Origin of the sequence: Candidatus Latescibacter sp. (assembly GCA_030692375.1) — a bacterium.
In the GTDB taxonomy this organism is placed as follows: Bacteria; Latescibacterota; Latescibacteria; order Latescibacterales; family Latescibacteraceae; genus JAUYCD01.
On record JAUYCD010000118.1, the window covers coordinates 1 to 11223 of the forward strand.

Genomic DNA, 11223 nt, shown 5'->3' on the forward strand with positions numbered 1-11223 from the left:
TAGATGCCGAAACGGTTCGTTCCCGCGAAGCGGCAACAAGTTCGGCATGACACGTGCACTTCGACAAGCTCAGTGCTCGGTCAGCGGACTCTGAGCCTGTCGAAGAGTCCGCTACATCCTGAACTCGTTTCAGGATCTAAACACTCAAAACACGCGCAATTATTTATGTCGTCATGTATAGATGCCGGAACAGGTTCTGTATGACTTCTTAAAAAAACAAGTTCAAGTCGTGCATGTATCGTCCTTATTTTCTTCTGCAAGTAAACCACTGTTCTTCCGTCTCTTTCTCTCCCAGTACAGGTATCCCGGGATGCCCAGCGACACGAGCAGTACGCCCATGAGAGAGTTGATAAGCGGCATCCTTCCGCTAAGGAATCCGGTGATGTCGGTGTAGAGAGTAAATGCCACAAAAATCGAAGCGAACAGGACAAAAAGAATCGGCACCGCCGGATATCCCCACACCCTGTACGGGCGATGTGCATCAGGCATTTTGCGGCGCAGGATAATAACCCCGAATGCAGCGGCGGCATAAAATATCCAGCTCACGAAGATGAGCATGTCGGTGAGCTGGTCAAAAGTACCGCTGAGCACCAGCAAAGACGACCAGATTCCCTGTACCATCAGTGAAGGGCCGGGGGTTCTGAATCGGGGATTGATTTCACCGATTTTCCGAAAGAACAGTCCCTCCCGTGACATGGAATAGTGCACCCGGGCGGTCATCATAATTGTTCCGTTCATTGCGCCAAAGGTGGAGATCATGATTGCGACCGCTATGAGGCTCCCGCTCCAGTTTCCCCAAAAAGTCCGGGCGACATCGGTGGCCACCAGGTAAGACTGTCCCTGGGCTTCCGCTCCGGTGTACTTGGCGGCCATTTCTCCCACCGGGATAACATAGATATACGCGAGATTGACAAGAATATAGATAATCATCACCGTGACCGCGGTGATGAGCATTGAGCGGGGGAGCGTTTTCTGAACATTGTTTATCTCCCCGGAGATATAGGTCACATTGATCCAGCCGTCGTAAGCCCAGAATGCACCGGACATGGCAATGATGAAAGCAAGGAAAATGGAGGAGAACGAGGTTCCGGGAGCGATTGTGGACTCCGAAAAATGGGCGGCATCACCCTGACCCAGGCTGAACGCGCAGACGATGATGACAGTGATGGTCAACACTTTCATGCTGGTGAACAGAATCTGGATAGCCCCTCCGAGTTTGACTCCCAGGTAGTTTATCATGGTCAGGAACATAATGAGGGCTATGGTGCAGAGCTTGAGCCCGAAGAACTTGAAAGGAGTGATATCCCCCAGAAACGGGATGTGGAGCGCACATGATTCCCATGAAACAGGCAGACGCGGAAAATGGAGAAAATATCCCAGGGAATCGGAAAAAACGTAGGCCAGGGAAGCGATGGAGCCGGTCTGGATGATGGCAAACACAGCCCACCCGTAGAGGAAACCCACGAACCGGTTATAGGTGCGGTTGAAATAGGAGTACTGCCCTCCGCAGTCGGTGAACATTCCGGATATTTCAGCGACGGAAAGAGATCCGAACAGGGTCATCAGCCCTGCAACAATCCAGACCAGCACCAGGAGCTCCGGCGATCCAAGCTGGGTGGCCATCACTCCCGGCTTTTTGAATATCCCCGAACCAATTATGGAACCGATTCCGCAACTTATTACAGTTATGAGGCCGATCTGGCGGATCAGTTCGGGCTTTTTTAGAGATGGTTCCGAAGGCATGAAACTCCCTGGATACATGTATTGAGGACTTGTGGAAAAGAGAATAAAACAGCCGGAGGTCGTATAAACAAGGGATTTTTATATTCCGGCATGAAAAAGGACAAAAAAATCCCTGCCGGTATATTCGACAGGGATTTTATTTAAAACAGGGCGGGTTTCAATCCCGCCCCTTGTAGTTTATAGCGAAAGAGGTTATTTCAATAACATCATCTTGCCTGTTTTGGTAAACCTATCCGATGCGAACCGGTAGAAATAGAGGCCGGAACCGTATCGGGAGCCGTCGAATTTCACTGCGTGCACCCCAGCGCTCACCGTACCTTCCACCAGGGTGACTACCTTCTGGCCGTTTACCGCGAAGATGTCCAATCTGACTTTCGTGGGTGAAGCCAGCGAGTAGGTGATTGTGGTCAGGGGGTTGGCGGGGTTGGGGGAAATGGTAACGTATTCTTTCACAATATTTTTTGCCGTTTCAGGTTCTGGTTGAAGGCCAAAAGTACCTTTTTTGAATTTATCCGTATATTGCCATGGATTGTAATTCATATCCGCCGAGGCGTACGCCAAACGAAGGCTTTCCTGTCCGGGATTCAACAGCGCGGCTCTTTCCGCATACACCTTTGCCTGCGCTTTATCATGAAGATAATCCCCGTTTATCTGGGCGACGCGCGTAAGCATCTCCACTTCCATCGCCGTGCCCTTGTAATCTTCCATCTTTTTCAGGTAGGCATCGCGCGCTTCATTCGGCCTGCCTTCGCGGAGCAGAAGATCGCAGAGAATAAAATCCAGTGACGCCTTCTGCCAGGTGGAAGCGATTTTCAATTCATCGGTCACAACTCCCCTCAGACCTGAATAATCATGGCTGGAATTATCGCATATTCTTAATATTGACAATATGATGAATTGCCTGTCTCCGGGATTTTTTTCCTGGGTAAGCAGATTTCCGTATATATCGAGGGCGCCCCTCCAGTAGCCTGATGTTTCGAGGTTTTCCGCCTGTTCATACAAGCTTTTCTGGTTTTCTGCTATTAAAGCCCGTTTGTAAACACCGGCTACAGAGGTACTGTCATACGGCGTTGTAACATAATTTGTCTTGGTTACCACATCGGGGAAGGAAATAATATCGCTCCAGGTCGGGGGATTCGCCGAAGATCCCCAATAGTTGTACTGAGCATCGATGGAGCCGGTGGAAGGATTATTAAGCGCCTTATACCCGCTCGAATGATAGATGTTGTTATATCCGTTCAAATCAACCCGGCAATTTGATAGGACAGCAATACCTTCCTGTGTATTTGGTTGTATATGGCTCGAATCTACACACGCCATGGGATTGGTTGTGGAAGTTCCGATTTTCAACCCTAACCAGGAATTTTTCACTGTCACCCTGCTAATTCTCGGCGCTGAAGTCGAACCGGAAACCGATATTGCGCCGTTTTGGTAACTTGAAGTCGAGGTATTGTCGCAGAGTATGTTGCGTATGGGTGTTGTAGTATTGTCGCCCCATAATCCGGCTTGACGGCAATTTTTTATGGTAAGGGTATTATTGCCATTATTCAGTATCGATCCGGAATAGATATCAATACCGCAATCGGCATTTTCAATGGTGCAATCATCAGTTAATACATTCAGTGTACCTCCATTGTATATGTCCATACCACTCCAATATGATCCTCCTGAAGCGGCGAGGTTAGCGGAATTTAAATCAAGTGTACCATAAACATTAATTTTAACTCCGGAAGCAAATACTGCGGCATCAGTTGTACCAACCCCATCAATCTCAATTCTTCTACCAGAGGAAATTGTAAGGTTACTTGTAATGTTTGACATAGTCCCAATATAATATATTGCATCAAGTCCAGGGGATTCGCTGAAATCCGTTCTACAGAAAATAGCTCCTGCTTTATCTCCATCCTGTGGAGATTCAATACTTGGATCCGCATCTCCACTATGCCACATTAAATTTTGTTTTATACCTTGAGCAATATATAAGGTGTCAATGGGACTCATATCATATCATAAATCATCAACATTAACGAAATGGCCCATTTCATGAGCAATTGTTTTTCTTAGATTTGCATCGCCTGCAGATTGGCCCGGAAGATTCCATTTCTTGTTAGCATTTAAATATATATCGCCCCCTGAATTTTCACCCCAAAGAACCCCAGAAGTATCAAATGTTATGGTAGATATACCATTATTTGGAACATGAGAACTAGTAGAATCATTCTCATCGATAGTGAATGAAATATTGGCACCTGATATTATATTCCAATCACTGCAAGCACTATCGACTACTGATTTTAAGGCTGCAAAACCTATATAATTTCCATTGCCATCTTGAGATCCGGATGGATTTATATGTAAGGTATATGTACATTGTGATGTAGTAGGGGTTGAATAAGTTCTGAAAAATTTTCCACTTATTGAGCGAAGTGCATAAGTCCAATCCACAATTACTGTTGATTTAGCCGCAGCATTAATTTTTTGATTTTGCTCAGGGTATATTGGCTGTTTGTATCCGTGGAATACTTTTTCATCTGAAGAGATAAATAAGCGGATTTTTTGCATGTAAGAATCAACAATTTCATCTGAATTTTGAATTTTTTCGGCTAAAATTGGAATAAGGCTAGAATTATCATAGATTAGATAATATCCATTATCTCTTTTTTTTATTAAAGCGATATAACGTTCTCCCTTCTGGGCTTTCTGTGGTATATGAGCTAAAATGTTCTCACCATTAAAAATCATAGCATCAATAGTTTTAATTTCGATTTTTTGTTGGTTAAAATCTATCTTATTCGAAATTATTTTTTCGATGCTAAATTCTGAATAGCGGGCAATCTGCATAAAATTTTTGTAAGGTTCTTCAGCATTTCTTGTACTGACTACCGAACCAAGAATTATTAGATCAGCACTTCGAAGCATGTTTTCGAAGGTATCAAAATTGTCATAATATACTTTACCTGCATATACATTGGGAATAATGGTAATTCCATACACTATGACGAAAAGGAATAATTTAATATTTCGAAGAAACATAATTTGCTCCTTTCGATATGATTATAATTTTGGTTTTAATATAGACCATCCATAAAACAAGACTCATTTTTTCATACTTTATCTACCTTTCTTATTATTTTGTTAAATTTTTTTTAACTGTTATTTCAGATTATACTACTAAACCGGGAGTGAATGTTTTGAGCAAAAAACCAATATGAAAATTAATTTCAGTTCTATTTAAGAAACATCACCTTTTGTATATCTCTTATTTCTCCCGACTCCAGTACTACAAGATACACGCCCGAGGCGCTATGGGAAACGTTCCAAGTGATCTTATGGTTTCCAGCGTTCATTATTCCATTAACAAGTGTTTCAATCAGTTGCCCGGAAATATTATACACCGAAAGTCTGGCATTTCCAGGACGGGAGATTATGAAATTAATTGTTGTTGTAGAATTGAATGGATTCGGGTAAACTTCACGAATGCCAAAAGTTTCGGGATGATTCAGACTTTGAGAATTTGATATACGAGTTGGGCCTTCCTCTTCAAATTTCGATACTCCATAACTCGTACCAAACCAGAGAGCGTCCTGTCTGTCAACTGCAATAGACCATACGTAATTACTGACTAGACCATCTGCAGTAGTGTAAGTTTTCCAGTTAGAACCATCGAATTTAGTTATACCTCCACTATCGCCTATGCCAAACCAGATTGCGCCATGGTTGTCAGCTGCAATGGAGAGGATGCGCTTATTGGGGAGGCCATCAGAGGTTGTGTAGGTTTTCCATGAAATGCCATCGAATTTGGATAATCCTGTTGATGTCACATTGTTACCAAACCAGAGCACACCTTGATTATCAACGGCGATAGATAAGACTAAATTATTTGAGAGGCCATCAGCAGTGGTATATGTTTTCCACGAATTTCCATCAAATTTCGATACACCTTCACTGGTTCCGAACCAGAGCGCACCCTGGTTATCGACGACCATACATCTTACTGTATTAGAAACCAAGCCATTTGCAGTCGTGTAAGTTTTCCATAAAACTCCATCGAAATTCGATACTCCGTCTGCTGTGCCGAACCATAACTGGCCTTGTTTATCCACTACGATGGATGAGATAATGTTTTCGGCGAGGCCATCGGCCTTTGTATAATATTTCCACAAAACTCCGTCAAATTTCGATACGCCAGCGCTGTCCGTTCCGAACCATAACGCACCTTTTTTGTCCACAGCTATGGAGGTAACGATGTTATTAGCAAGGCCGTCAGCTGTTGTGTATGTTTTCCACGAAACACCATCGAATTTCGATACGCCACCTCTTGTCCCGAACCATAGCGCACCCTGGTTGTCCACGACAATGGATGTGACAGTATTTTGAGCGAGCCCGTCCGCGGTTGTGTAATTCGTCCACTTCCCCTCTCCTCGGGATGCAGCGGTGAAACACACCAGTGCAACCATGGTAAAGACGAATGTATGGCAAGTCATAATAAGCTCCTCGAATGTAAATGGTTTCTTGATCATCCATTTTCTACTATTGTAATAAATAGGTTCATCATACGATATAAACATCGCGCCGCATCCTCCTGAAAGTCAATCCCCCAAAGGTATGATTTTTGAATTAATCCTTTTGGCCTATATGGAATAATCCTTTAGGATTAGATATGGTTCCGTAAACGATAATTTATGCATCAATTCAATTATGCTGTGGACATCCAGTTTTTCCATGATGTGTCTTTTGTGAATCTTTACCGTATTGATGCTGATAGAGAGGCAATTTCTTTTGCAGTTTTACCTTCTTTAATAAAAAACAGATTTCGTTTACCTGCACTTTTTAATCATTTGATTATTCCCTATAAAAATGTTAATTTTAGGAACCGGACACCCTTTGGAGCAGTCATTTTTGAAATGGCGGACGAATAATTCACGATGGACGTTACCATGTACAGAAAGCAGATTTTTTTAACCGTTGCATGTTTCGTAAGTACTATCTTTCTCCTCATGGCGTGCGCGGGGGAAGAAAATATCCGGGCGAACCAGGATCCCATCCTGGGGGAATGGGCGAATGACAAGAATTTGACGATACTCGTTCACCGGACTCCGGGGAAAGAACTGGTGGCTGAGATTATATCGGCGCCGGGCTTTTTCGGCGACAACATCGGCGCCGGGAAAATGATAATCCGCAACATCCAGCCCTTCCAGACACGCTATTCGGGCATATTTGTAATGCCCGGCGATGAAAAAGCCGTCAAGATTCAGATTCGATTCAAGGATATGAACACCCTGGTGTTTTCCACCGATGACAAACGCGCGAAGGGGAACCTCATGGTTTGGCGCCGGCTGGTGAGAAGCAACAAACTTATACCAAAGTAACTGAGTGCCTGAGTGCCTAAGTAAAAGAAGAGGCACAAAGGTACAAAGACACAAGGTACAAGGTGAAAGATAGATGCCGAAACGGTTTTATCGTTCCCGCGAAGCGGCAACAAGTTCGGCATGACCGATTCAAAGAGCAGACATTAACTTTTCCATATAGTTTTGTTTCTTAACTTAGGCACTCAGGCACTTATTTATTGAAAGGATGTTATGAAACGAAGAACGTTTATCCGGACCGCCGCATTGAGCGGGGCGGCGCTGGCTGGCATGGAAGTTCCACAGTGGGCGATGCCGACCTGCTCCCATGCGTTTCCAACCGGCGGCGGGATTAATGTGGCCGAAGGCATAGAAATTGTCGAGGCCGGAAAAGCTAAGAATGTGATGCCGGAGATTCGTCCTGAGATTCTGAACAATCCACGGGCGGTATTTCTGATCGAGACAAATGTGAGCGCCTCTCCGGATGCCAGAGGGAATTTCATGGAAGCCCGTCCGCAGCTTGAGCAGGCGGGGAAAAAGCTCGTACGGGAGCTTTTTGTCAAAGGCAGCCGGAAGGGCGGCTCGACCCTGGTAAAACCGAATTTCACAACCGTGCCGGACAGAACCCTCAGCCCGGTGGTGGGCATCAATACCGCCCCGGATTTTGTGGCGGGTTTCATCGAGGGGCTCCGTGAGCTGGGCAACACCAACGTTATCGTTTCCGACCGCGGCACCGATGTGGTCAACCACCGCCAGACCGGCATCTATGAAGTCCTCGATGCCCATAAAATCGACCTGATAGAGGCCAATTACGACCAATTCTCCCATTACCGCAAGGATGACCTCAACTGGCACAAAGTCCCCAATCCTGTGCTCTGGAAGAATATCCCCACCTACCGTCCTATCGGCGATCCTGACAATTTCTTCATCAATATGCCCAAGCTCAAATGTCATAACCTGGGGCTTACCACCCTCTCCACCAAGAACCTCCAGGGAGCGGTGCCGACAGCGTACGGCCACTACTGCGATACCTGGGATGCGCTGCCGCTACTCTGCAAGACGTATGGGATCGATTTCAAACGTGATTTCGTGGAGAATTACCAGCAGAGGGTTGAGGCGGCGTTCCTTAAGCACCGAGACGCCGGATTCAAACACTGGGACAAGGAGCAGTCCTATTCCAAGTATCAGGCAAAGGGCGGCTGGGATGCATTCAGGAAGGTCAAGGACAGTGTCAGGAACAAGGCCGAGTTCATGAAGGGCATTTCCAACCTTATGTGGGATGAACAGTGGTGCCAGCGCGGCCTCGATTCCTCCTCCGCCATCAAACCCTCCATCAACATCATCGAGGGAGTGATAGGCCGTGACGGCTCCGGGTTCGATGTAGGCAAAGATGAGCTCTGCAACATCATCGTCGTCGGTCTCTCCACCACCGAGGTGGACGCGGTCGGCTCCTACATTATGGGCCACAATCCTATGCAGCTTATTTATACCCGCATCGCCAAAGAGCGGGGACTGGGCGAAAACGATGTCAACAAGATAGATCTCTACTGGATCAGGAACGGCGTAGTTTCCAAGGCGAATGTGGCGGATATAAAGCGCTACAGGCTGGGGGTCAACCTGCACACCTGGGCTGAAACCGGGGAGCGGCTGTTCTGGTGAGCAAAACGGGGGAAGGCATCTATTTCCGTTTCAGAATATCCGCTTTTATTGTCAGTTTCCATACAGCCTTTCTGTATCCACTTCTACCCCCAGGCCCGGGCCATCTGGAGGAATGAACATTCCGCCATGCCCGAACTGGTAAGGTTTTTTCCCCAGGTCTTCGTTGAGAAGGTGGGCGCCGAAACATCCTTCCAGCCAGGTGAAAAAAGACGTTCCCGCCGCCAGGTGCGCCCCGGCGCAGGAAAGAATGCAGCTTTCCCCCACCTGGGAGCCGAGCTGAACCGCAAGCCCGTGCCCCCGGGCCGCCTCGATAACCCGCAGCGCCCCGAGAAGGCCGCCGCACTTGGAGATGCGCACGTTCACCATATCGCACGCTCCCATGGATGCCGCCCGCTCCACATCGGAAGGGTTGCACACGGACTCGTCCAGGGTGACGAGCATACCGCCGGGCCGCCGCAGTTCAGCCATGCCCTCAAGATCATCCGCCGGGAGCGGCTGTTCCACCGAAACCACTCCCTCACCTGTAAGAGCATGAATGAATCCCGCCGCCTCGGCACGGCTCCAGGAACAGTTGGCATCCACCCGTATCTCCGCCCTGTGAGAGAGAAAGGAACGGGCTTTCCTTACCTGCCCGGCAGGATCCTCGGCGTTTACTTTGACTTTGATGTGCTTGAAATGAAAGGTGGAAGTATAGCGAAGAAACTTTTCGAGCTGCGCTTCCGGAAGGAGGGGCACCACAAGGCTGTATTCGAGAGGCTCCGCTTTCCGGTTAAATCCCAGAATTTCCGCAGCCGGCAGGTTCCAGTGTTTTCCCGCCAGATCGAGGAGCGCAAGCTCCACCGCGCACATTGCGGCAGGGTTACGGACACCAGCGTCCGATATACCGATACCATTGAGTGCGGATATGACTTCCCGGGGGCAGGAGAATGATTGCCGGGCCAGGTGGGGCAGCAGATCGGAAACAGCCGGGAGAACACTTTCGGGAGTCTCCCCGGTAACATAGGAACGAGGTACACATTCTCCATACCCTGTAAACCCGGAAGCGGACCGGAGCTCCACAAACATGTTTATGGAATAGAAACGCGAAGCGAGGCTGTGCGCGACATCCATGCGGAAGTCAAGCCGCCGTGAAAATACTTGAGTGAAATCCACTTTTAAAACAGGTGTGGCCGTCATACGGTCTCCGGACGCATCTTATGGAATTTTTTCCATTGATACCACTGATCCGGAAACATTAAAACAAAACGTTCGAATGTCTTCAGAATTTCAGCGGACATATTCTGTTCCGTTGATTTTTCTGTATCACCGATGGGAACGATGGTGAGACGGTACCCCTTATTGGTGCGGACCATGAACGAACCGAGCGCAGTGGAATCGGTACGGCGGCAGAGGACTTCAAGGGAGCGATCCAGCCATATTTCCCCTCCGAAAGCCTGAATGGTCCGATCTCTCCTGGTTTTCCAGGCATCGACCTCATCGCATTCGGTGAGCAGGATGCGACCCCGTTTGAGCGCCCCAATCGCCTGCTGCATGACATTCCCGCTATGGGCGTCTATGAGTTCCACATTAACTTCTGCGGCGCGTTTCATCAGGCTTTTCTTGAGCCTTTCCGTCTGGAATGAAACCACCATGGTGACCGGATAGCGGCGTAAAGCTAGTGCAAGAGGCATAAACTCCACTCCCCCGAAATGGCCGGTAACCAAAACCACCCCGCCATTTTCCAGAGCACGATCCAAATGGATAAGACCTGAGTAATCCATAGCCTCCCACAACTCTCTCTTTAATATATCATAATTCCGGTGAGCCATGATAAGTTTTTCGGAGTAATGGGAAAAAATCCCGGCAAAGGTTCTCTTAATAATTGATTTGGCTTCTCTATTGTTCGTGAAAACGGTCAGGATATTTTTCTTGATCAGTTCCCGCTCTTTCCGGTTGGCGAGATAATAAAAGGTGCCCAGAACCTGCATGTACCAGGTACAGAAAGCAAGCGGAGCATATTTGAAAAGGAATACGTTCGGTGCAGCCTGAAAAAAAGTAGAAATATTCATGGCTTTACCCCCAGTTATTTTGTAAGTTGGTTTTTTTGAATGTGTTATGCAGACAGAATTGGAAATATACATGAAATAGCAGAAAACATAATATAAAAAACAGATTTCTGTAAATTCGATGCCTATTTTCAGTAAATCGGGTAAACTGAGGTAGATAAAGAAAAAATAATAAGATTTGAGTCAATTGCAAAAGTCGAGATTATTTTACGCAGCCCCCTTCAATCCACCCCGCACGTACTTCGTACGAGCGGGGACCCCGTGTCCTTTGGACATCCTTCCCCCTGAATGGGGCAGGAAAAGACTGTGGAGCAACGACATCCCTTGCCCCTTCGGGGGAAAGGGACCGAGGGTTAGGGGGCTGAAGTAAAAAACTCATCACTTTTTATGTAAAACACGACTTTTGCAAAAGGCTCTTCAGATTAAGAAAA

Annotated in this window: 8 protein-coding genes; 2 read left to right on the forward strand and 6 right to left on the reverse strand. The window is 47.0% G+C overall.

Features of this window, described 5'->3' with window-relative positions; translation table 11 throughout:
• Positions 1 to 222: 222 nt before the first annotated feature.
• From Q8O92_07520 to Q8O92_07535, 4 genes are all read right to left on the reverse strand, one after another.
• Positions 223 to 1743, reverse strand: a complete 1521-nt coding sequence (locus Q8O92_07520; protein ID MDP2983161.1) for an amino acid permease — start codon at positions 1741 to 1743, stop codon at positions 223 to 225.
• Positions 1744 to 1935: 192 nt separating this feature from the next.
• Entirely contained in the window at positions 1936 to 3390 is a 1455-nt protein-coding gene (locus Q8O92_07525; GenBank protein MDP2983162.1) for a T9SS type A sorting domain-containing protein, read from the reverse strand.
• Positions 3391 to 3750: 360 nt separating this feature from the next.
• The gene (locus Q8O92_07530) at positions 3751 to 4776 is read right to left on the reverse strand and encodes a hypothetical protein (protein MDP2983163.1); all 1026 of its coding nucleotides are present in this window, start codon (positions 4774 to 4776) and stop codon (positions 3751 to 3753) included.
• Positions 4777 to 4970: 194 nt separating this feature from the next.
• Positions 4971 to 6311 carry a two-component regulator propeller domain-containing protein gene (locus Q8O92_07535; protein ID MDP2983164.1) on the reverse strand — a complete coding sequence of 447 codons (1341 nt, stop codon included), beginning with the start codon at positions 6309 to 6311 and terminating at the stop codon, positions 4971 to 4973.
• 369 nt (positions 6312 to 6680) lie between these two features.
• Here Q8O92_07535 and Q8O92_07540 point away from each other — a divergent pair, with 369 nt between their 5' ends.
• Together Q8O92_07540 and Q8O92_07545 are read left to right on the forward strand one after the other, a co-directional pair.
• Complete coding sequence (locus tag Q8O92_07540; GenBank protein ID MDP2983165.1) at positions 6681 to 7112, forward strand: hypothetical protein; 432 nt, start codon at positions 6681 to 6683, stop codon at positions 7110 to 7112.
• Positions 7113 to 7322: 210 nt separating this feature from the next.
• Positions 7323 to 8747: a DUF362 domain-containing protein gene (locus tag Q8O92_07545; GenBank protein ID MDP2983166.1), complete on the forward strand. Its 1425-nt coding sequence runs from the start codon at positions 7323 to 7325 to the stop codon at positions 8745 to 8747.
• A gap of 51 nt (positions 8748 to 8798) precedes the next feature.
• On the opposite strand, the gene Q8O92_07550 is transcribed toward Q8O92_07545, so the two are convergent.
• Positions 8799 to 9923 (reverse strand): enolase C-terminal domain-like protein, encoded by a 1125-nt coding sequence (locus Q8O92_07550; GenBank protein ID MDP2983167.1) that lies wholly within the window; start codon positions 9921 to 9923, stop codon positions 8799 to 8801.
• Positions 9920 to 10795, reverse strand: a complete 876-nt coding sequence (locus tag Q8O92_07555; GenBank protein MDP2983168.1) for a hypothetical protein — start codon at positions 10793 to 10795, stop codon at positions 9920 to 9922. The genes Q8O92_07550 and Q8O92_07555 overlap by 4 nt, the downstream gene beginning before the upstream one ends.
• Between the last annotated feature and the right edge of the window lie 428 nt (positions 10796 to 11223).

Coding starts and splice junctions, on each gene's coding strand:
- Q8O92_07520 (MDP2983161.1), bottom strand. CDS start 1,743: ATGCCTTCGGAACCATCTCTAAAAAAGCCCGAACTGATCCGCCAGATC.
- Q8O92_07530 (MDP2983163.1), bottom strand. CDS start 4,776: ATGTTTCTTCGAAATATTAAATTATTCCTTTTCGTCATAGTGTATGGA.
- Q8O92_07550 (MDP2983167.1), bottom strand. CDS start 9,923: ATGACGGCCACACCTGTTTTAAAAGTGGATTTCACTCAAGTATTTTCA.
- Q8O92_07540 (MDP2983165.1), top strand. CDS start 6,681: ATGTACAGAAAGCAGATTTTTTTAACCGTTGCATGTTTCGTAAGTACT.
- Q8O92_07545 (MDP2983166.1), top strand. CDS start 7,323: ATGAAACGAAGAACGTTTATCCGGACCGCCGCATTGAGCGGGGCGGCG.
- Q8O92_07525 (MDP2983162.1), bottom strand. CDS start 3,390: ATGGACATATACAATGGAGGTACACTGAATGTATTAACTGATGATTGC.
- Q8O92_07535 (MDP2983164.1), bottom strand. CDS start 6,311: ATGTTTATATCGTATGATGAACCTATTTATTACAATAGTAGAAAATGG.
- Q8O92_07555 (MDP2983168.1), bottom strand. CDS start 10,795: ATGAATATTTCTACTTTTTTTCAGGCTGCACCGAACGTATTCCTTTTC.